The sequence below is a fragment of the Vibrio sp. 1-Bac 57 genome, from assembly GCF_037546855.1.
Classification (GTDB): Bacteria; Pseudomonadota; Gammaproteobacteria; order Enterobacterales; family Psychromonadaceae; genus Psychromonas.
Window position 1 is genome coordinate 18,191 of the sequence record NZ_JALAAC010000021.1, and the last position, 21,854, is coordinate 40,044.

23 protein-coding genes are annotated in these 21,854 nt (G+C 36.5%); 12 read left to right on the forward strand and 11 right to left on the reverse strand.

Annotated elements, in window-relative coordinates; translation table 11 throughout:
* Positions 1 to 147 precede the first annotated feature (147 nt).
* The 7 genes from MT391_RS13720 to MT391_RS13750 all read left to right on the forward strand — a co-directional run bounded on the left by MT391_RS13720 (position 148) and on the right by MT391_RS13750 (position 5,037).
* Positions 148 to 807 carry a PEP-CTERM sorting domain-containing protein gene (locus MT391_RS13720; RefSeq protein WP_499498585.1) on the forward strand — a complete coding sequence of 220 codons (660 nt, stop codon included), beginning with the start codon at positions 148 to 150 and terminating at the stop codon, positions 805 to 807.
* Between the two features lie 337 nt (positions 808 to 1,144).
* A complete protein-coding gene (locus tag MT391_RS13725; RefSeq protein ID WP_499498587.1) occupies positions 1,145 to 1,549 on the forward strand; it encodes a hypothetical protein in 405 nt (134 codons plus the stop codon).
* A 369-nt stretch (positions 1,550 to 1,918) separates the two neighbouring features.
* Complete coding sequence (locus tag MT391_RS13730) at positions 1,919 to 3,037, forward strand: DUF3549 family protein (RefSeq protein WP_499498588.1); 1,119 nt, start codon at positions 1,919 to 1,921, stop codon at positions 3,035 to 3,037.
* A 13-nt stretch (positions 3,038 to 3,050) separates the two neighbouring features.
* Complete coding sequence (locus MT391_RS13735) at positions 3,051 to 3,371, forward strand: DUF3301 domain-containing protein (RefSeq protein ID WP_240923653.1); 321 nt, start codon at positions 3,051 to 3,053, stop codon at positions 3,369 to 3,371.
* A 12-nt stretch (positions 3,372 to 3,383) separates the two neighbouring features.
* On the forward strand, positions 3,384 to 3,728 hold the full coding sequence (locus tag MT391_RS13740; protein WP_166372150.1) for a hypothetical protein: 345 nt from the start codon (positions 3,384 to 3,386) through the stop codon (positions 3,726 to 3,728).
* Between the two features lie 2 nt (positions 3,729 to 3,730).
* Positions 3,731 to 4,507 carry a Zn-ribbon-containing protein gene (locus MT391_RS13745; RefSeq protein ID WP_499498589.1) on the forward strand — a complete coding sequence of 259 codons (777 nt, stop codon included), beginning with the start codon at positions 3,731 to 3,733 and terminating at the stop codon, positions 4,505 to 4,507.
* A 35-nt stretch (positions 4,508 to 4,542) separates the two neighbouring features.
* Positions 4,543 to 5,037 carry a CreA family protein gene (locus MT391_RS13750; protein ID WP_499442111.1) on the forward strand — a complete coding sequence of 165 codons (495 nt, stop codon included), beginning with the start codon at positions 4,543 to 4,545 and terminating at the stop codon, positions 5,035 to 5,037.
* A gap of 211 nt (positions 5,038 to 5,248) precedes the next feature.
* Here the strand turns inward: MT391_RS13750 and hemH are convergent, their stop codons facing one another.
* The 8 genes from hemH to MT391_RS13790 form a co-directional block, all read right to left on the reverse strand.
* Positions 5,249 to 6,271 carry a ferrochelatase gene (gene hemH / locus MT391_RS13755; protein ID WP_499498591.1) on the reverse strand — a complete coding sequence of 341 codons (1,023 nt, stop codon included), beginning with the start codon at positions 6,269 to 6,271 and terminating at the stop codon, positions 5,249 to 5,251.
* A 270-nt stretch (positions 6,272 to 6,541) separates the two neighbouring features.
* Complete coding sequence (gene ubiG / locus MT391_RS13760; protein WP_499498593.1) at positions 6,542 to 7,291, reverse strand: bifunctional 2-polyprenyl-6-hydroxyphenol methylase/3-demethylubiquinol 3-O-methyltransferase UbiG; 750 nt, start codon at positions 7,289 to 7,291, stop codon at positions 6,542 to 6,544.
* Between the two features lie 140 nt (positions 7,292 to 7,431).
* A complete protein-coding gene (locus tag MT391_RS13765) occupies positions 7,432 to 7,701 on the reverse strand; it encodes a DUF3081 family protein (protein WP_166372970.1) in 270 nt (89 codons plus the stop codon).
* A 315-nt stretch (positions 7,702 to 8,016) separates the two neighbouring features.
* Complete coding sequence (locus MT391_RS13770; RefSeq protein WP_166372971.1) at positions 8,017 to 9,351, reverse strand: DEAD/DEAH box helicase; 1,335 nt, start codon at positions 9,349 to 9,351, stop codon at positions 8,017 to 8,019.
* A gap of 267 nt (positions 9,352 to 9,618) precedes the next feature.
* Positions 9,619 to 9,921 carry a DUF406 family protein gene (locus MT391_RS13775; protein WP_499442069.1) on the reverse strand — a complete coding sequence of 101 codons (303 nt, stop codon included), beginning with the start codon at positions 9,919 to 9,921 and terminating at the stop codon, positions 9,619 to 9,621.
* Between the two features lie 104 nt (positions 9,922 to 10,025).
* On the reverse strand, positions 10,026 to 12,446 hold the full coding sequence (locus MT391_RS13780; protein ID WP_499498624.1) for a glycogen/starch/alpha-glucan phosphorylase: 2,421 nt from the start codon (positions 12,444 to 12,446) through the stop codon (positions 10,026 to 10,028).
* Between the two features lie 579 nt (positions 12,447 to 13,025).
* Complete coding sequence (gene pgm / locus MT391_RS13785; protein ID WP_499498595.1) at positions 13,026 to 14,678, reverse strand: phosphoglucomutase (alpha-D-glucose-1,6-bisphosphate-dependent); 1,653 nt, start codon at positions 14,676 to 14,678, stop codon at positions 13,026 to 13,028.
* Positions 14,679 to 14,711: 33 nt separating this feature from the next.
* Positions 14,712 to 15,377, reverse strand: a complete 666-nt coding sequence (locus tag MT391_RS13790; protein WP_499498597.1) for a hypothetical protein — start codon at positions 15,375 to 15,377, stop codon at positions 14,712 to 14,714.
* Positions 15,378 to 15,528: 151 nt separating this feature from the next.
* On the opposite strand from MT391_RS13790, the gene MT391_RS13795 reads away from it, so the two are divergent.
* The 5 genes from MT391_RS13795 to fur all read left to right on the forward strand — a co-directional run bounded on the left by MT391_RS13795 (position 15,529) and on the right by fur (position 18,204).
* Entirely contained in the window at positions 15,529 to 16,311 is a 783-nt protein-coding gene (locus MT391_RS13795) for an alpha/beta fold hydrolase (RefSeq protein WP_499498598.1), read from the forward strand.
* 296 nt (positions 16,312 to 16,607) lie between these two features.
* Positions 16,608 to 16,829 carry a DUF2788 domain-containing protein gene (locus tag MT391_RS13800; RefSeq protein ID WP_166372977.1) on the forward strand — a complete coding sequence of 74 codons (222 nt, stop codon included), beginning with the start codon at positions 16,608 to 16,610 and terminating at the stop codon, positions 16,827 to 16,829.
* 102 nt (positions 16,830 to 16,931) lie between these two features.
* Positions 16,932 to 17,210 carry a LexA regulated protein gene (ybfE, locus tag MT391_RS13805; protein ID WP_166372978.1) on the forward strand — a complete coding sequence of 93 codons (279 nt, stop codon included), beginning with the start codon at positions 16,932 to 16,934 and terminating at the stop codon, positions 17,208 to 17,210.
* Positions 17,211 to 17,220: 10 nt separating this feature from the next.
* Positions 17,221 to 17,748 carry a flavodoxin FldA gene (fldA, locus tag MT391_RS13810; RefSeq protein ID WP_166372979.1) on the forward strand — a complete coding sequence of 176 codons (528 nt, stop codon included), beginning with the start codon at positions 17,221 to 17,223 and terminating at the stop codon, positions 17,746 to 17,748.
* Between the two features lie 27 nt (positions 17,749 to 17,775).
* Entirely contained in the window at positions 17,776 to 18,204 is a 429-nt protein-coding gene (fur, locus tag MT391_RS13815) for a ferric iron uptake transcriptional regulator (protein ID WP_166372980.1), read from the forward strand.
* Positions 18,205 to 18,445: 241 nt separating this feature from the next.
* Here the strand turns inward: fur and MT391_RS13820 are convergent, their stop codons facing one another.
* The 3 genes from MT391_RS13820 to MT391_RS13830 all read right to left on the reverse strand — a co-directional run bounded on the left by MT391_RS13820 (position 18,446) and on the right by MT391_RS13830 (position 21,823).
* Positions 18,446 to 19,450, reverse strand: a complete 1,005-nt coding sequence (locus MT391_RS13820; RefSeq protein WP_499498626.1) for a TAXI family TRAP transporter solute-binding subunit — start codon at positions 19,448 to 19,450, stop codon at positions 18,446 to 18,448.
* 68 nt (positions 19,451 to 19,518) lie between these two features.
* The gene (argA, locus tag MT391_RS13825; RefSeq protein WP_166372981.1) at positions 19,519 to 20,850 is read right to left on the reverse strand and encodes an amino-acid N-acetyltransferase; all 1,332 of its coding nucleotides are present in this window, start codon (positions 20,848 to 20,850) and stop codon (positions 19,519 to 19,521) included.
* 346 nt (positions 20,851 to 21,196) lie between these two features.
* On the reverse strand, positions 21,197 to 21,823 hold the full coding sequence (locus MT391_RS13830; protein ID WP_166372982.1) for a trimeric intracellular cation channel family protein: 627 nt from the start codon (positions 21,821 to 21,823) through the stop codon (positions 21,197 to 21,199).
* Between the last annotated feature and the right edge of the window lie 31 nt (positions 21,824 to 21,854).

Genomic DNA, 21,854 nt, shown 5'->3' on the forward strand with positions numbered 1-21,854 from the left:
CAAAAAGTGTCAGTTATTTTTACACTATTACTAATACTTAATATAAAGTTAAATTTAAACTCATAAAATCAGACGCTTAAAAAACAGGAACAATAATTGCATTAGATATTACTATTAGGGTAGAAATTAAAGCCAAGGAATTAAAATATGAATAAAATTATAAGCATGTTTGTTTTGTTATTTGCTAGCATAACTGCTAATGCAGGCATTTTATTAGATACAGGTGCACCAGATGACGACTCTGGTCTATGTGTAGCACAGGGCTGTGGCGCAGAGCAGTGGACGGCAATGTCAGCTTTTACAGCATCTACTGACTGGACTATTACTGGTTTTGAATTTTTTGCAGTTGATAGGGCAGCGGTAGGTAATGCAAATTATCAATCAACAACTTGGAAAATATTTGAAGCACCAAGTACAACCGGTATCGCTGATTTAGGTGCGGCAACTTATGAAGCTACAATTAAAGCATCAACATCTCAATCTCTATTAACGACCCCATTCGGTGACACGGTTAATATCACTTCATTTTTAATTTCAAATTTAGACATCGAATTATCTGCGGGTAATTATTTTTTAGCTCAACATCATGATTTTTCACAAGCAACAAACTTGACTATTGTAGGGCCAGCAACTGCTTCACTTTTTTATAATACTGATTTTGATGGGTCAGTTAATACATCGACTTATGGCATAGCACAAAAAATATTTGGTAAAGTATCGTCGATTCCTGAGCCTGCTTCAATTGCATTATTTGGTATGGGTTTACTTGGTTTAGGCTGGTCTCGCAAAAAAAAGCAACCTAAATAAAACTGAACTTATTATGCGAATCTAGAAATTAATAATATTATTTAGCCTCGTTAATTAACGGGGCTTTTTTATGTCTACTGTTTATATAAAAAGCTCTCGCCTTACCCTGCTTCATCCACGAGCCTAAAAAACAAGATTTACAGAGCAATTGTAATCTTGAACTCAAGCTTAGATTCAAGTAACAAGTTCAACCAGTTTCAAAAATAATAATTTGAAAGTAATAACAATGTAAATTACTCTTGGTGCATGATTTAGGTTTAAACTTAAGCCGATTTAAAATCATAACAATATCCCTAGTATCGATGACATAAAGAACAAAATAAAAAGGAAGTAAACAATGAATGGAGCAGGAGGAAACTCAGGTGGTACCGGGCATTTTTTTATTGGATTAATCATGATGTGTGGAGGCTTTTATATGTTACTTAATGCAATCACTGTCTCGTCAAATTTTGGCTTAAGTTCGCGCATTTATAGCTTACATAGTTTCGGTAGTGGCATTGGCATTACGGGTGGAACGATTATGATCCCTTTTATACTAGGAATTGGCATGATCTTTTATAATGCTAAAAATATCCTAGGCTGGTTACTTGCCATAGGCTCTATAACCGCTTTAATTTTTGGTGTTATTTCATCAATTCGCTTTAGTTTACATAGCATGTCATCTTTTGACCTGATTGTAATTCTAGTATTAGCGGTCGGCGGTTTAGGCTTGTTTCTTCGTTCTTTAAAATCACTCTCTTAATTTAGATTTCATATCCATATTAATATTCGTAAGCCGGCAACAATCAACTAACAATAATATGGATAGCAATACTCTAAGTTAATACTTTTACCTAGCATTTAGTCCATAGCCCAATTAATAGAGCCCTTCAATATAGGCCGAATAAATATGCACACATTTAATCCTTTATTTGAGTGAAATATTTACTGGAATTGATTAACGATATTAGTTAAAGGTATCGGTTAATATTATTGGTTAGTGATAGTGGTTAATGATCTTGATTGTCTGGCTTTTTATTTCAAATTACGGAGAGTTAGACATAACGGCATAGAGGTCTTGTGCAGACCTGTATATAATCATCCCTCCATTAATTACTAAGATAGCCTTTCTATGAGCATGAATACACTGACTGATTTTTTAGAACAAGCCCAATGCCAATATCGAGCGTATGATTTAGGACGTATTGTGCAAAAAATTAATAACAGCGAATTCCAAAAAATAGCTAAAAATGAAATGGCCTACCCTTTCCCGATTCAGCAGCATGCTTTCATTGCATTAACATTTTGGCAAGTCGCGGCTCAAAAAGAACATTTCATTTGGTTTTTAAAAATGCCTTTAGACGAACAAGGGCTAATAAAAATAACCGCGCAGACAAGCTTTATTCGAATGGTCGTTGAAGCAATGGGCGAAGACCTTACGGCAGATGTTAGTGATAAATTACAAGAAAGGCTGGCTAGTAACCCTTTTGTATTTAAACCGAGCGCTGAAAAACTTGCCATTTTCAATGCCAATATAAACAGCGCCTTTATTCGTCCTGCATCGTCTTTTTATGCACCTATCCAACACTATTTTTCAGGACAAGGTGACTGGCAGGATTGGCAAAACTTAGGTTTACAAGGTTTTGCTGATTTAGCAGCTCGTTTAGATCATGATAATAACCAGCAGAAAATAATTGATGCCTTGGATTATCTACCTGAGCAACCTCTACAAACTCTATCTTTGTGCCTTGAGAATCAAACACAAATAAGTAATGAACTGGCTACCAGCATTGCACAGCAAGCCAATAAACGTTTGCAACAAGGGCAAGAAACTAGTGCAATCTTATTATTAAGAGCATTAGCAAGCAGCACAGCAAGTGCTACAGCAAATAATCTAGAAAGTGACATAGAAAGTAGCTCAGCAAGTAGCTTAGAAAATAAAAATGAGCAGGCGTCTATTAAACAGCTTTTAAATGATCAGTTTTCATCGCAATTAGTACATCAAGCAGACTGGTACATCACCATAGCTGGACGCTGTTGGACACAATTAGAAGATGAAACCTTATTAAACCGATACTTTGAATCGTTAGCGAATCACCATAAAGCACTATTTCCACAACTTTTTGCTGATTTGGTCGCTATCCCCTCATTAAGAGATAAAGTATTAAAACAATTACGTTTAACTGCCCGTTCGCCTGCGTTATCAGAGGCTATTGGTTTATTATTTTCAGGCCTAAAAGCAAACACTTAAAAGCGAGTTAAGAATGATTATGTGGGATTTGTTGTTTATTCTTGGCATGGTGTTGATTGGTACCACCGTATGGCGGTTGCGCCAACAATCTGAGCTTGCTAAAACGTTAATAGAACAACACTGTAATAAACTTGATTTACAGCTTCTTTCCGTCGCTCGTTCTCGTTTTAATTTCAAATTAGGCAGCGATTTCTTACAAGCGAGTTTCATTTTTGAATTCAGTAGCGATGGAACCGATAGCTACCAAGGTACATTAACATTGAATGGTTTAGTGAAACCGCGCTTTCAACTGCCCGCTTATCGTTTTGTAGACGATGAAAATACATTATATTAAAAAGGTCACTTCATGGATCGCATTATCTTAGTTGCCCAACAACTTGCTAAAGAAGGCAAAACACCTAATACCGCTTTAATTAAAGCGCGTTTACCTAAAAACACCCCCTTGCCTGCAATTATACAAGGTTTAAAGCTATGGCAAGATAACCCTAATAAACAAATAGATATTCCTACTGAACCTTCCTTAACGGGAGCAACTTCTCAATCCGTAAATGGTAGTATTGATGAGATTATCAACAGTAAAATAGCACTGGCAATTAACCCGCTCAAAGAAGAGATCAATACGTTAAAAGTACAAATTGACACACTCAAAGAGCGTATCAAAAATACTTCTGATATTGCGATGGAAGAATAATAGTGTTTATTAAGGAATTAAGCTTTGAATGTTACCAGGATACGCAATATGCAAGTGTTGAACGGGCCATTAATAATTATTTAGACATGTTACGGTATAATGGACAAATTCTCGGTAGGGAGTTTCCTGTTGCCATGCAAGGCGCAATATTTACCACACGATTGGTTTGCCCAGAGGAACAGAGTTTAAGTGCCGGCTTTAATAGCCCGCAGGTTAATCACGCATTAGAGGGACTCACCAAAGCAGGTTTACTTTCACCTAAAATCAAAACTATTGCCGAAGATTTAAACTCGCAACAGTGCGCGACTAACTTTACGCCTAGTTGGCAGATTTTATATACCACTTTTTTAGATACATGCTCACCGATTCGCTGCGGTGAAACATTAGCCCCTATTCCACTTTACCGAACGTCTGAAGAAATTAGTAATGGCGACCGTAAAAGCGCGATAAAGTGGCAAGAAGAGTGGGTGAATTTAGATGAATTACAAATGAATGGCTCCGCAGTTTCTAGTGCAGCCTTAAAAGAATTAGGTGATATTAGTAGTAAATTTTTCCATCGCGGCAGCAATTTATGCAAGCGCATTCAATATATAACTAAAGTACCTACTTATTATTATTTGTACCGTGTTGCAGGTGAATCTTTAAAGCAAGAACAAGAAAGACCTTGTCCAAGCTGTGGTGGAGAGTGGCGATTAAAAATACCGTTATTTGATATTTTTGATTTTAAATGCGATCAATGCCAGTTAGTATCTAATCTATCTTGGGATTTCAAAAAATAGGAAATAATATGTTAAAAAAATTAAAATTAGTGGCAATGATACTAGTGCTGATCGTGGTCGGCTTCTTTGTATTAAGAGGCTGCTCGCAAGATGAAGTCGGTGATGTCAGCTTAGGTTTATTCACCACTCAAGATATTAAACTCAATATGTTAAAAGATCCTATTGTCTCTGGTGTGACTTGTCATGTTGCGTCAATAGAAGCGGATCTAAGTTTTTCAGATCCAAGTGATAGTGCAATATCATGTAGACAAACGGGCCCTATCACCTCAGCGATGATCGCTGAAATAGATAAAAGTAAATCGGGTGATGTTGTGTTTAAAAAATCAAAAAGCATCTTTTTCAAAACCATGAAAATTAGACGTGTATATGATCCAGAAAACCAAACCCTAATGTATGTTTCTTACTCTACTAAGGAAACATCAGGCAGTTTCAAACATAGCCTTTCAACTGTGCCGTTATGGGGTACAGATGCTTACCAAATGACAAAAGAAGTGGCGGCAAAACAAGAGCCAACAGAAAAAGCACTATAACAATATACAAGAACAAACCTTAGAAATACAAAAACCTCAATGAGCGATCACTCATTGAGGTTTTTTATTAGTGTATTATTTACGAGTACTTTTATTAATGCAGTGTTTACAACTTAGTGGGTAATTCTTGTTACGATTTAACTTTTTTCATTAACAAACACTTTTTATTTAAACAAATAAATACTAAAAAATAGAGACTAAAGAACTTCTGTTACAGATTTGGTTTTAGTATGTCTAACATTGCTTCGATATGATCATCTCGGTCATTTAAAGCGGCAATATATCGGTATTTTTCACCACCAGCATGTTCAAATATTTCTCTATTTTCACTCTCAATCTCTTCTAATGTTTCTAGGCAATCGGCACTAAAAGCTGGGCTGATAATTGCGATATCTTTAATGCCTTGCTCAGGAAAGCCTTTCAATGTTTCATCAGTGTAAGGTTTTAACCATTCAGCTTTGCCGAAGCGACTTTGGAAAGTACTAATCACCTTGTCTTTATCTAACCCTAACTTTTCAACAACTAAACGTGTCGTTTGTAAACATAAACAATGGTAAGGATCGCCATTGTCTAAAAACAGTTTTGGCATGCCGTGATAAGAAAAGACTAGTTTTTGTGGCATTCCATTTTTCGCTAAATCTTCACTAATGCTATTAGCAAGAGAGTCAATATAAGCTGAGTTTTTATGATAGCCATTTATAAAGTGCAACTCTGGTACCCAACGCCATTCACGTAATACATTGGCAATAGCATCAAATGTGGACCCCGTTGTTGGGCTTGAATATTGAGGGTATAAAGGTAACACGACAATACGAGTAAAACCTTTCTCACGCAGCTCCTCTAAACCCGACTTAATGGAAGGATTACCATAACGCATGCTCATCACTACTTCTGTATTTTCATATCCCTGTTGCTTTAAAAGAGCACTTAACTTATCTCTTTGCAAGCGGGTGATATGTGTTAGTGGCGACCCATCCTCGGTCCAAATACTTTGATACAGTTTTGCTGAACGTTTAGGTCGTATTCGTAAAATAATACCGTGTAAAATCATCATCCAAATTAAGCGTGGAATTTCTACAATTCGACGATCAGATAAAAATTCGTTTAGATAAGTACGCACCGAACTTGTTGTTGGCGCATCGGGACTTCCCAAATTAGTCAGTAAAATACCTGTTTTTTGATGGAAGCGGCCTTCTTGGTGAGGGTTATCGGTAATGCCTGAAAAACGTGACACAAAAAGCTCCTTTTGAGCATATAAATTTTAACGATGACTCGTTTAAACGAATAGATAATGATATTAGATCACTTTCTATTTAAGTTTATGATGATGGTTAATAATAAATCAAATGATATGATAACAAGTATAAAATAAAGCTTTAGATTAAAACATCTATAAAAAACACGTGAGTTAACCCTTAACTATGTTGTAGCTTATTTTGGCTGAGTTACTGAAACTTAGTTATTGAAACTTAATTATTGATAGTTAGACATTAAGGTTTGGTTATTAAGGTTTAGTCACCGCTATAACATAATTAACAGATAAATCTGACCTTGATAGTGACCAACGCCATAATACCGGGTTAAAAACAAATCCACTCTTATCATTCAATGACAGACTTGCCACTTTTAACATATTTGCAAGCTCAGGTGGTTTAATAAACTTATTCCATTGATGTGTGCCGATAGGTAGCCAACGCATCACTCTTTCGGCCCCAATAATAGCGACTATATAACTCTTGGGAGTGCGGTTGATAGTAGAGCAAAGCATTATCCCATCCTGTTTCAACAAGTCCGCACAAGCATTAATTAGCATCTGTGGTTGTGCAACATGCTCGATGACTTCCATATTAAGGATCACATCAAACAGTTCGCCTTCATCAACCAAGGCTTCAGCCACCGTATTACGATAGTCTATTGTTAAACCTGATTGTTTGGCGTGAGCTTGGGCAACTGGAATATTTTTGGGTGCTGCATCTGCTCCTATCACTTCAGCGCCTAAACGGGCCATGGGTTCACTTAACAAGCCGCCGCCACACCCAATATCTAATAGTCGTAAGCCTTTGAAAGGCATTAAGCTATTTAAGTCTCGATTAAACTGTGTAGCAATCTGCCCAACGATATATTGCACTCGTAAAGGGTTGAGCATATGCAACGGTTTAAACTTTCCTTTCGGATCCCACCACTCTTCAGCCATTGCTTCAAACTTAACAACTTCCGATGCATCAATTGTATTGTTGGATGTTAATTTACTCATGCTATGCCCTATAATAGAAAGGTTTAGTGGTTAAATTTAAAGCGAATTAAAGAATGTATTGATAGATTTAAACTTCACATCTATTTTTTTAGATTTTTCTTAGATTGTTAGTTCGATTGTTAATTAAATCGTTGAGATAATCAGAAACTGTCTTTATCAGCTAACATATTAGATATTTTTTTAAAAAATGCTTTCTGTGTGTCTTCGTCCTCATAATCCATATCAAAAGCACCATGGAATAATAAAGTCACCGTCAAATCTTTAAATGATAACCAGCATGTATAACCATCAAAATCCTGAGATGCTTTTACACCTGAGAGCTCATACACTCCATCTGTTTTTATTCCCTTAGTGGTGACTAAATCGAAAGCCTGTAGTAAGTCTCGTTTTTTTAATTTATTTACGTCCATAACTCGTGCCCCTATGGTTATTAAATACCGACATTATTTAGTTCAGCGATAAAGGCCTTAAAATCAGTAAGTTTATTAACTTTTCTAGCCTTATCTAACTAACATAATAAACATATTTGAGTTAATTAAGCACTATCGTAATTAATACGAATCAACAAAGAAAAAGATCAGCGAGTTAAATTGAAACTTTATATGCAAAAAAAATGCCTCAATGATCGCTCATTAAGGCATTTATTAAATGCTATTGCTTCGATATAAATCGTTCAATCAAAACTTATACAAATCAATTCTTATATAAATTAATACTTACGTATATTAGTCTTCGGAATCATCAACAATAATTCTTTTCTTACGACGCATTGGTGCAGCACCCACATCGATAGACTCATGAAAAACATGTTCTTGCTTTTTAGTACTTACTTTGGCTTTTTTAGCCATTGGTTTTTTCTTATCTTCAAGCACTTTTTTAGCTTTAACAACTTTCTTCTGTACTGGTTTTAAACCTTTAAATTTTGGGTTAATACCTTCTACTTTGTCAAAAGTGATAGTTTGTGCAACAAAGCTTTCTACTTTTTTAAAGTTGTCCCAATCTTTAGGACCAATAATAGAAATGGCATCACCTAATTCACCTGCACGTCCAGTTCGGCCAATACGGTGTATATATTCTTCAGTATGCTTTGGAATATCAAAGTTAAAAACGTGGCTAACATGGATTAAATCTAACCCACGTGAAGCGATATCCGTAGTCACTAATATTTTATTTTTACCGCGTGAGAAAGCATCCATTATTTGGTTACGATTACTCTGGGTAAGATCCCCATGTAAAGCGGCCGCAAGCATACCTTTCTCTATTAAAATAGCACTTAGACGTTCAGTATCAGCACGCGTAGCCGTAAAGATAATTGCTTGATCGATTTTTTCTTCTTTCAGAAAGTGAAACAATAACTTTTCTTTTTGGTTTAGGTTATCAGCCAAATAAAAGCGTTGCGTAATTTCACTGTGCTGCTGGTTTTCTTCACCCACTGCGATACGAATTGGTGACTTTAATAAATGTCCTGCAAATTCATTCACTTCACCATGACCGAGAGTTGCAGAAAACATCAACGTTTGGCGTAGACGATGATTTGCAGCTTCATTAATCGCAGTTAATTGCTCTGCAAAACCTAAATCAAGCATGCGATCCGCTTCATCTAAGATCAGTAATTCTAAGCCGGGTAAATGTAATAACCCTTTTTTAAGGTGATCAACAATACGTCCCGGTGTACCAACAATAAAGTGAGGGTGTTTATCAATCGCTTTCACTTGATCGTTAAAGTTTTCCCCACCCAACACTAGAATAGACTTAATACTGGTATTAGAGACTAACAAACGTAACTGCGAATAAACTTGTTTTGCAAGTTCGCGGGTTGGTGTCAGGATAAGTACACGAGGATCTCGACGAGTTAAAGCGCGTGTTTTTAATACACGCTGCATTGCCGGTAATAAATAAGCTAGCGTTTTACCTGAGCCCGTTTTAGATGATGCTAAAAGATCTTTCCCAGATACAGCAATCGGCACAGCTTCAGCTTGAATTTGTGTTGTTTCAGTAAAACCTAAATGTGAAACAGAAGTGATCAAACGCTGATCAATGGGTAAATCTTTAATTAGCAATGTATGCTCCAAGGAAGTAAAAATAGAAAATAAGTGCGTAGTATAACGATTAAGCGGAAAAACAAGAAATGAAGTTTGTAATAGCGGGTAAAAAAATCCATTAATTTAAGGATTAAATAAAAAAAGGAACAAGCAAACGCTTATTCCTCTCTTAAATTGGGATAATAATGGCTAATTCGGTAATGGAGTTTAATAGAAAAGTTGGAAGGAATTATTTACAAGGTCCTGTACTTCATTGGCCCTACTTATCCTAGTTTTTCAAAATAGCTAGATTGCACTTAAACCCATTTCAAAAATAAGTTTTTCAGCGGTACATTCAAACTGTAGTGAGACTTTGCTTTCAACACCGTCATTAGTTTGTTGAAAATCCACGTCTACTTTTACTGTTGCAAAACGTGCTTTTGCCGCTTTAATATATTTATCTGCTAACTGTTCAACACTGGCTTGATCTGGTCCGCTAAAAGGCAACACAAGTAGTGTGTCATTTTCTGCGATAACACTGCCTAGCTCAACAATAGTACCACATGCTTCGCATACATCGTTTTCTTGAGTTTGGATATTGTCAGACATATTTACCTCTGTGTTTATTATACAAGTGGTCAGATTGTAGCTCGCTTTAAACAAAAAAGGCGACATATAAAATGTCGCCTTTTACCTTTTAATGATTTAAATCATTAAGCTGCAGGAAATTTTTCTAATTTCCAAATTTTGCTTGCATAATCTTCAATTGAGCGGTCAGAGTTAAATTTACCCATTGCGCCTGCATTCAGAATAGCCTTTTCAGCCCAAGCTGACTGGTCACGATAAAGTGTATCGATATCTTGATGAGCAGCAACATAAGATGCGTAATCAGCAAGACATAAATATTCATCGCCCCATTCCAATAAACTACGTTTAATATCAGACAATAAGCCAGCATGCCCAGGTGTAAAGAAGTCAGTATCTAACCAATCAAGTACTGCTTTTAACTCTGGATTTTTGTAGTAATAATCATATGGATTATAACCACTTGCTTTTAATGCTTTTACTTCATCAACGCTTAAACCGAAGATAAACATATGTTCAGCACCAATCTCTTCAGCCATCTCGATATTTGCACCATCCATGGTACCGACAGTTAACGCACCGTTTAATGCGAACTTCATGTTACCTGTACCCGATGCTTCTAGGCCGGCTGTTGAAATTTGCTCAGAAATATCTGCTGCTGGGAACATTTTTTCTGCCAATGAAATACGATAGTTTGGTAAGAAGACAACTTTTAATTTGCCTTGAATACGCTCATCGTTATTCACTTTGTCTGCAATTTTATTCAATGCAAAAATAATTTCTTTGGCCATGTGGTAACCAGGAGCGGCTTTAGCGCCAAATAGGAATACACGCGGTACCATGTCATAATCAGGATTTTCAAGTAAACGTTTGTATAGCGTTAAAATATGGATCAAATTTAACTGCTGACGTTTGTACTCGTGTAGACGTTTGATTTGCACATCAAAAATAGCATCAACAGAGACTTCAACACCGGTTGTATCTTTGATGATTTTAGCTAGCTCTACTTTATTTTCTTTTTTAATGTCCATAAAGCGTTTTTGGAATGCAACATCTTTAGCTTTTGGCAGAATGCCTTTCAACTTATCTAAGTTAAGCACCCAATCATCACCAATTGTTTCATCTAATAACGTCGCTAAACCTTCATTACAAGCTTTCAACCAACGACGTGGCGTTACACCATTCGTTACATTAACTAATTTACCTGGGAACAATTCATGGAACTCAGGGAATAAATCTGTTTTAACAAGTTCTGAGTGAACCGCGGCAACACCATTGACTTTATACGCAGTGATAACACAAAGGTTAGCCATGCGTACCATGCGCTGTTGCGACTCTTCAATGACAGATAATTTTTCTTTTTTAAGGTCATCCCCAGGCCATTTTTTCTCAACAACATTAGCTAAGAATTGAGAGTTAATTTCATAAATTATCTCTAAGTGGCGCGGTAATACTTTTTCAAACAGTGCAACAGACCATTTCTCTAGTGCTTCTGGTAATAAAGTATGGTTGGTGTAAGCAAATGTTTCTTGACATATTTTCCATGCAGAATCCCAATCTAATCCCTCTTCATCAACTAAAATGCGCATTAATTCAGGAATAGCAATCGTTGGATGTGTGTCATTTAATTGAATTGCCACTTTTTCAGGTAATAACGATAAATCTTTATTTGCACGTTTGTAACGACGTAAGATATCTTTTACTGAACAAGCACAGAAGAAGTATTGTTGAATTAAACGTAACTCTTTACCTGCATCCGTTGAATCATTTGGATAAAGTACTTTAGAGACAGTTTCAGCTTTTGATTTTTCAACTTGTGAGTCGACATAACCACCGGCATTAAATACATCCCAGTCAAAAGCTTCATGGGCACGACTTTCCCATAAACGTAAAATATTAACCGTTTTAGCACCGTATCCGACGATGGGAATATCCCAAGGAACACCTTTTAATTTTTGTCCCGCATGCCAAACTTTACGAGAACCTTCTTTTTGATCAAACACAGTTTCAACATAACCATATAAAGGAATATGTTGAATAGATTCAGGACGGCAAATCTCCCATGGGTTGCCGTATTCACGCCATGTATCAGGACGCTCAATTTGACGACCATCTTGGAATTCTTGTTTAAATAGTCCATGTTCATAATGGATACCGTAGCCAATCGCAGGGTAACCAAGTGTTGCTAGTGAATCAATAAAACATGCAGCAAGACGGCCTAAACCACCATTACCTAATGCCATATCCGGCTCTTCATCGCATATTTCATATAGGTCTTTACCTAGACCTTTTAACGCTTCTTCAGTAACTTGGAAAACTTGTAAGTTTTGTAGGTTATTAGACAACAAACGTCCCATTAAAAACTCAAGGGATAAATAGTTCACTGCGCGAGTGTCATGCTCAGAGTGAGTTTGTTGTGTTTTTGTCAGTTTCTCAAAAACTAATTCGTTGACAGCCTGACAGGTTGCATTCCACCACGCTTTATTATTTGCTTTATGTTCATCAGTCCCAAGGCCTTTATGTAGGCGGTCGATGATTGCTTTTTGCATTTCAGCACTGCTAACCGTAGGCACTGCTACAGAATCCTTTGCTGCCGATTTTTTAGATTTTTTAGTCGCCATGTTATACCTATTAGTTAAGTGAGGATAAAGTTTTATTCCATATAAAACTCTTTGAAAATGTGATTGAGAAAGTACTAATATTTAAAATAATACCTTAACACCCCTCTAAAGTAATGCTTTAGAAAGTATGCCCTCAGTTTGGGTCGCAAGTTTAATAAATTGCTATTGAAACTAAGATTCAAAATAAACATTGTGATATATATCACAATAAATGGTCATGTAAAAATAAATTTTATTTTGAAATATAGTTTAAAAAACAAACAAACACTATTTTTTGGCTCGATATGATTGCTAAATGCCAAATTAAAATTTTGGAAAATTAAAGGGGATATGTAACTAATCAAGGTAACTAATTGTTCTAATTAAAATAAAATCTGTAGGTATTATTTTTTAAATCAAGAAGCTGATTATTGAAGGGGCATAAAAAAAGGCAAAGTAAACACTTTGCCTTTTTTTATTTGAATCTAAATTATTTTATCAATTCCTAAAATATATTTATATTTTTAATTAAAGACCAGCTTTAGCAAAAGCTTGAGCCACTATCTCTTGTGCTTCTTTTTGAATTAAAGCGATATGATCTTCACCTAAAAAGGATTCAGAATATATTTTATAAATATTCTCTGTACCCGATGGACGTGCTGCAAACCAACCATTTTCAGTGGTTACTTTTAACCCACCAATAGCGGCACCATTACCCGGTGCATGGGTTAATTTAACAGTTATTTTTTCACCGGCAAGTGTTTCAGCTTCCACCATTTCAGGCGTTAAGTTTGCTAATACTTGTTTTTGTTCAGGTGAAGCAGGCGCATCAAAACGCTGGTAAACTGGTGCGCCAAATTTTGCAGCAAATTCAGCGTAGTGTTCGCCCGGATCTTTTTTGGTCACGGCAATAATTTCAGCGGCTAATAATGCCAAAATAATACCGTCTTTATCTGTGCTCCAAACGGTACCGTCTTTACGTAAAAAAGAAGCCCCTGCACTTTCTTCACCACCGAAACCAAACTTACCTTCAAAAAGTCCATCTACAAACCATTTGAAGCCAACAGGTACTTCAGACATTTCGCGACCTAATTGATTAACAACGCGGTCAATCATTGAACTTGAGACTAAAGTTTTACCTACAATCGCTTTATCCGACCATCCTGTCCGATGGGTAAATAGGTAATTGATAGCAACCGCAAGGTAATGATTTGGATTTAACAACCCAGAAGATTTAGTCACAATACCATGACGATCATAATCAGGGTCATTAGCTATCGCCACATCAAAATGGTCTTTCTGTTTGATCAAACCCGCCATGGCATAAGGTGATGAACAATCCATACGGATCTTGCCATCCTTATCTAGTGTCATAAACGAAAAAGTAGGGTCGACACGGTCATTAACAACTTCAATATCAAGACCATAGGTTTTAGCAATCACAGGCCAGTAAGCAACACCTGAACCACCTAGTGTATCCACACCAATTTTAATGCCCGCTTTTGCAATGGCTTCTAAATCTAGAACATTTTTTAAATCATCAACATAAGGTTGAATATAATCGTATTCTTCTACTAAGTCAGACTGCATCGCCTCATCAAAGTCAGCTTGTAAAATATCATCATAATTATCATTTAAGATTTCATTAGCACGATCTTGAATAATTTTAGTAACATCACTATCTGCAGGACCGCCATTAGGTGGATTGTATTTGAATCCACCATCTTCAGGTGGATTATGCGAAGGTGTAATAACGATACCGTCGGCAAGAGAATCAGGATGCGCTTTATTGTATTGTAGGATTGCATGGGAAATAACAGGTGTTGGTGTATAACCACCACCTTTTTGTACCACTACTTTAATGCCATTTTCTACCAGCACTTGTACTGCTGAAATAAAAGCGGGTTCAGATAATGCGTGTGTATCTTTACCAATAAATACAGGGCCAGTATAACCCTTTTCCTTGCGATACTCGGCTAATGCTTGGGTAATGGCAAGAATATGTAATTCAGTAAATGCATACTTAAAAGAACTACCTCTGTGCCCCGAAGTGCCAAATGCAACTTGCTGCTCTGCCACTTCAACGTCAGGGAGATTAACATAGTATGCAGAGACTAATTTTGGAATATCAACTAAATCACTTGCTTGTGCAGGTTGACCTGCGCGCGGATGAATTGCCATAAGTACCTCAGATTGTGATGAAAATAAATAAAATTAAATTTCTTCTTTAATACGTTCAATTAAATTATGTGGATAGCCCATTGAAGCCATCATTTGCGTTAAAATAATACGCTTTCGCCCTGTATTTGCGTTGGTGATCACCCAATAAGGCGTTTGTGGAATCATTCTAGGCTTGCTCGCTTTAAATTGAGCCAGTTCTTCTTCGTTATCGGAATTCAATAAATCCTGTAAATCAGTACCTAAATAGGCACGAGTTCGACCTTTAGTTGTTTCAGCCGCCTCAATAAATGCATCTTTTTTCTCAAAATACATCGTTGTTAGCATCATCATGAACTTATTAGTAATAACGGATTCAGAAGTAAAAGCAGGGTCGGTGAATAGCTGTTTCACTCCTTGATGAAAATGTTCATTTTTTTCGGTTACTTTATTTTCGGATACATTGTTTTCACTTAGGTTATGGTCGGTTACATTGCTTTCTGTTCTATTTTTATTGGGTTGAGCAAGTTGTTGCGTCGAATGAGTTCGAGTAGAAGACTTATTTTCAACACTAACTTTTTTCTCAGGAGTGGTTTTCTCGACCGTATTATCTTCAGACAATGCCAGTAAACGACGAAGAATTTGGGAGGGTGTTTCACCGAAGGCTTCAATATTATTCAAAATATATTTATATAGATCATCTTCTATTTCGATCGTTTTCATTATTTCCCCATTACCTTACTTATTTGTACTAGCTGAATGGAATACAGTAAAATCACATAACCATTAATATGGAGGTGTAAATACTTTCAGCTTTAATGCATAATTTGTTATTATTTTTAACTTTATTTATTCTCACTTAAAATGAGCTTTTATGCTACTAAATTACCAACTAAAACAAACCGCTAAACATGAACCAGCTAATAAAAATGAGATTATTTTTATCATTCACGGTTTATTTGGTAGTTTATCTAACCTTTCCGGCTTAGCAAAAGAGTTGCAAGCTAATTTTGATGTCATTTTAGTGGACGTTCGTAATCATGGACAAAGTCCACGTAGTCGAAGCATGACTTACCCTGACATGGCAGAAGATATATTTGAACTAGCGGACTCATTGGGCATTGAAAAATTTTCGGTTGTTGGTCATTCCATGGGCGGAAAAATCGCGATGACTTGTGCCCTACTACAACCACAACGCATTAAAAACTTAGTAGTTGCAGATATTGCTCCGGTTGCTTACGGCGATAGGCACAGCGACGTATTTACTGGTTTACAATCCGTCAGTTTATTGCAGGCAAAAAACCGTACTGAAGCTGAAAAAATATTAGCAGGTTATGTGGAAACACCGGAAGTAAGACAATTTTTATTAAAGTCTTATCAACGTGGTGATGATGGTTTTGACTTCGTTTATAATGTTGACAATTTACACCACAATTATCACTTGATCAGTGGCTGGCCAATGATTGAGGGTGAATACACAGACTCAGCCTTATTCATTAAAGGTGAGCGCTCTGATTATATTAATGAAAAAAGTATGGAATCAGTGATGACATTATTTCCCAATGCGCGGCTTAAAATCATTAATGATACTGGTCATTGGCTGCATGCAGAGAAAGCAAAAACCTTTAACCGGTTAGTCGTTAACTTTTTTGCTTAGATGTGAGTAGTGAAAATCGTCATTTGAAAGCACAAGTGAGTAATTAAAACCTGTGTCATGCTGTACAGAGTATTTAGACAAGGTCGACTGTTTGTATTTTACTTACTATTATGTACAAAATCGCCTATTTAATTAGAATAGCCAGACATAATAGGCATCACCTTGTTACAAAAAGTGAATAAATAACAATACAAATGAACACAAAAGATTAATAGAGACTAGGCTTTTACAAACATATTTGCCTATTTTCGATAGCATCTATATGCTATATTCCCTTTTTTAAAAGAAGCTAAAATATGCTGCAAGAATATACTGAGCAAATTGAAACAATTGGTTTATATGGTTTTTACCTTTTACTTTTTTTATTCATCGGTTTAGCCATTCAAGACGTACTAAAAAAAGGTAATGTACCAAAATTTGGACGTCAGGTTGTATGGGCAGTATTATTTTTTGGTTGCATCGGTTTCATCTCAAAAGCAGTTATAGAAATTGTATGGGTTAATTCAGGTATTGGTTAAATAATTCTCTCGGTAATGATGACCAAGTAATGATGGCTAAGTAATGTTACTCGGTCAGGTTGCTAGGCAAGAATTATTAGGTAAGTATTGTTAGGTAACAAAATGGCAAAGGAATCATTTGATCGCATTACTAGCGATCTATTTGCAAACGAGGTACGCCGAGGCAGACCTAAAAGCAATCCTCATTCGCGTCAAGTTCAGCTAAAAATAAATAAGCAAAAACAGACGTTAAGAGATAAGCAAAACGGTTTAAAACGAATCGAATTAAAAGTAGATAGCGAATTATTTGAACAATTAAATAAGCTATCTGACACACTATCAATAAGTCGTGCAGAGTTAATTAATAAACTGCTACATGCACAGTTAAATCAAATAAATTAAGGTATAGAGTATGTCAAGCGTAGGTATTTTCTTTGGTAGCGATACAGGTAACACTGAAGCTGTAGCAAAAATGATACAAAAAGAATTAGGTAAAAAACTAGTTGAAGTAAAAGATATCGCTAAAAGCAGCAAAGAAGATATCGCTGAATTTAGCCTTATTTTATTTGGCATTCCTACCTGGTACTACGGTGAAGCGCAATGTGATTGGGATGATTTTTTCCCAGATTTAGAAGAGATTGATTTCACTGATAAATTAGTTGCTATTTTTGGCTGTGGCGATCAAGAAGATTATGCAGAATACTTTTTAGATGCAATGGGACAGTTAGGCGATATAGTTGAAAGTAAAGGTGCTATTATTGTTGGTAATTGGTCATCTGAAAGCTATGACTTTGAAGCTTCAAAAGCTTCAATTGATGATAAAACGTTCATTGGTTTAGGGATTGATGAAGATCGTCAACCTGAATTGACTGCATCACGTGTTAAAGCTTGGTCTGAGCAAATTTATAATGAAATGTGTTTAGCGGAATTAGCCGACTAAATCCAATTACAGCAGTTAGGAAATGACATGAGTAATGAAAATTTAGCCCTTAAAGAAGCGGGTTTAAAAGTAACATCACCACGTTTGAAAATTTTAAGCTTATTACAGCTGCCAGAGAATCAACACTTAAGTGCTGAAGATCTTTATAAGAAATTGCTTGAACAAGGCGATGAAGTAGGTGTAGCAACGGTTTACCGTGTATTAAACCAATTTGATGATGCTGGTATTGTTACTCGTCATCATTTTGAAGGCGGTAAATCAGTTTTTGAATTAACCCATCAAGAACATCATGATCATTTAGTTTGTTTAAAATGTGGTGAAGTAATTGAATTTAATGATCCACTTATTGAAGAGCAGCAAAAACTTATCGCTGCAAAATATGGCATTAAATTAACCAACCACAGTTTGTACCTTTACGGTGAACCTGTTGATGGTGAGTGTAAGCATAATACTTAAGTAACTTATCTTTTGATGCATGTATTTAAATGCTAATACGATAAAAATAGCCTGTTTAATAACGGGCTTTTTTGTGCCTGTTTTTTGCTTATAGCGAATGATAAATATGAGTTTAATTGTTATGGCGATAATCGCAGCCAATAATCGCCAATAAAGTATTGTGAAGGTAAGCTTAAGATTGCTTGATGTTGCTTGGCTTGAGTTTGCCTAGTTAGGTTTAATTAGTAAGATTTTTGGCAGATTAGTTTTGCACTACCGTACTCGAATCATCTTGAATTAATCCAACCTCTTTATAATACCGTAATGCGCCAGGGTGTAACGGAGCAGATAAATATTGAGTAACCATTGCATGCTTAGTGAGAAATTCAAAAGAGGGATGTAGCTGTACAAAGTCAGTATGGTTTTCAAAGACTGCTTTAACTATTTCATAGGCGATTTGTTCCGGTAAATCTGTTGTGGTCACTACCGTAGCCCCAACACCAAATGTGGTCGTTTTTTTAGGGCTGCCACGATACATTTTGGCAGGGATTGATGCCTTATCGTAGTAGCTATGTGTCGCTATCAGTTGCGATACTTTTTGACCTTTAACGTTCACTAAGTTAGTTTGACAAGCACTACTCGCTTCTTTAATCGAGCTATTAGGGTGGCCAACAACATATACAATCGCGTCTATTTTATTATCGCATAGCGCCTGTGCTTGTTCGCTGGGTGGTAATGATGTCGCTTCTGCAAAATCAGATTCTTGCCAACCGTAGATATCTAACAGCATTTCCATAGTGCCACGTTGGCCTGAATTGGGAGCACCTATGTTGACGCGCTTACCTTTTAGCTGTTCAAAGCTAGTAATTTTAGCATCTTTCCTTGCTAACACAGTAAAGGGTTCAGAGTGCACTGAAAATAAAGATCTTAACTGAGCAAACTTTCCCTCGTCTTTAAAGATAGAAGTGCCGTTATAAACATGATATTGCCAATCAGATTGCACTACTGCGATATCAAGCTTATGGCCTTTTAATGCATTCAAGTTATAGATAGAACCCGGTGTACTTTTAATTTCACAGCGAATACTATCGATACCTTTTAACTGATTAACTAAAAAACAAATCGCACCACCGGTTGGATAATAAACACCACTGATGCCACCGGTACCAATGGACACATAGTCTACTTTCGCACTCACATTAGCATGTAAAAAGACCGTACAAAGCGCAACAATAAGAGAGCGTACAGGTAAATTTAAACCGCGCATAGGATTAGCGTTGGTAATCGCTAAATGGCAGTTTAAAATTCCTTGCTTAAACACTTCTCTTATTTTATTCATATTTTTTTTATTAATACCTTTGAGTTACGCTTTAAGTTATACATCTCTTTTTTAGCAGCGGGCAATTGGTTAATTTCTGCAAATGCAAATCCCCTCTCTCTAAACCAATGAATACTTTGTGTTGTTAACACAAAAATCGACTCTAACCCTAACTGTCTGGCTTTACGCTCAACGTGTGCAACAAGATTATCAGCACGAGCTGCTCTACGATATTTAGGATGGCTTACTAAACAAGCTAATTCGCCCATGTTATCATCCATAAATGGATATAAAGCCGCACAACCAATAACCATGCCGTCTCGTTCTACAATCAAAAAGTGTTCAATTTCATTCTCTAACAATTCACGAGAACGTTTAACTAAAATACCTTGTTTTTCAAGTGGTTCAATTAATTGTAATAAACCACCAATATCATCGATAGTAGCTGTTCGAATTTTTTCATAACTTTCTTTTACAATCTGCGAACCAGTACCATCGCGCGTGAATAGCTCTTTTAATAATGCACCATCTTGATGATAACTAATGAGGTGACAACGTGTTACATCGGCTTGACAAGCAGCTACAGCGGCACGTAGAAGACGCAATGTACCCGATGCATGCTCTGATTCTTTTTCCATTGCATCAATATGGGCTTGAGCTTCCTCTGGTAATAACTCTGAAATCACTTCGCCATTTTCATCTAACACACCTTGATGAGAACAAAAGCCTATTAACTTATCTGCTTTCATATCAATCGCAACTTGGGTTGCAACTTCTTCTGCAAGTAGATTAAATACTTCACCCGTTACTGAATAACCAATCGGAGAAATAATTGGGATCGCTCCAGAAGAGAGCTGAGCTTTAATGCCATCAACATCAATACGGCGAACCTTGCCAGCATGACAAAAATCTACGCCGTCTTTGACACCAATTGGTTGAGCAGTGACAACGTTACTGATCACCGTACGAATTGCCGCACCTTGCATTGGAGAGTTTGCTAAGCCCATCGATAGCCCAGCTTGTAATTCGATTTGTACTGCACCTACAGCTTGCTTGATGAGAGTCAAACTACGATCATCTGTTATCCTAAGATCATCGTGAAATTGACTACTATGACCGTGCATATCAAGTTGTTTTTGAATTTGAGGACGTACTCCATGTACTAAAATCAACTTCACACCAAGACTGTTAAGTAACGCAATATCATTAATGATATGTTGAAAATTATCTGTTTCTAATGCTTCGCCACCAATCATTAAAACAAAGGTTTTATGTCGATGTGCATTGATATATGGGGCTGAATTACGAAACCAATTTATCAATTGTGTTGAATTTGTTACTGCTTCCATTTGCCTACCTATTGCTCACAATAATCCACTAAACATTTAGGCCGAGTTGATCTTTCAAATTTAATTGTGCAACGAACTGCTGGCTCTTTATATAAGGCTAAGCTTATAAAGCAGAATTATTCCGCATAAATAAGCAAAAAAACAGTATAAATAGTCAGTACACGTTACCCTTTGATTTCACCACAAGATACCTTATGGTGAACAGATTTAAATAGTAAAGATCAACCGCCCCTAGTATAGGGAGTCTACCAAGTACATGTTTGTGTTGGCAAAACAATTGTTTAAACAATGTTAAATCAACGCTCTTTAGTGATTAAGTATTGCCTTTAAATGACAAGATCGCTGGTTATGCTTCTCGATCGTTACTAAATACAGGTAAAGAAAGGTGGTAATAAATAGCGCATAAACGCAATGATAAGGTACCTAACATTGCCACAGCCATAGAGAAAATAGGGCCTAGTTCAATATAATCACACAACACATATAGGGTTGCGCCCAACATAGAAGCTGTTGCATAAATCTCTTTTTGTAACACAAAAGGTATTTGCCCGCTTAATATGTCACGGATCATGCCGCCCACGACTCCGGTAATACATCCCATCACAATAGCAACAGGACCACTAAAGCCTAACATCAAGGCTTTTTGTGCACCGATAATAGTAAAAATAGCGAGACCAAAAGCATCAAAGATGGGTAGCAAATAAGCAGGAAAACGGTGGATTCGCTGTAACCATATAAGGCTTAATATCGCAGTAACGACAATAACGTAGATATAAGTGTTATCCACAATCCAAAAAACCGGTGTAGCCCCCATCATCATATCTCGCAAGGTGCCGCCGCCAATACCAGTCACGCCAGCTAATACGGTAATACCAAAGGGGTCCATACGTAACCGAGTAGCAACTAATACACCAGAAATAGCACAGGTGATCACACCAATCATATCTGAAACATAAATAAAACTATCTAACATCTGATTAACCATTCCTTATTAGGCTTTAAGC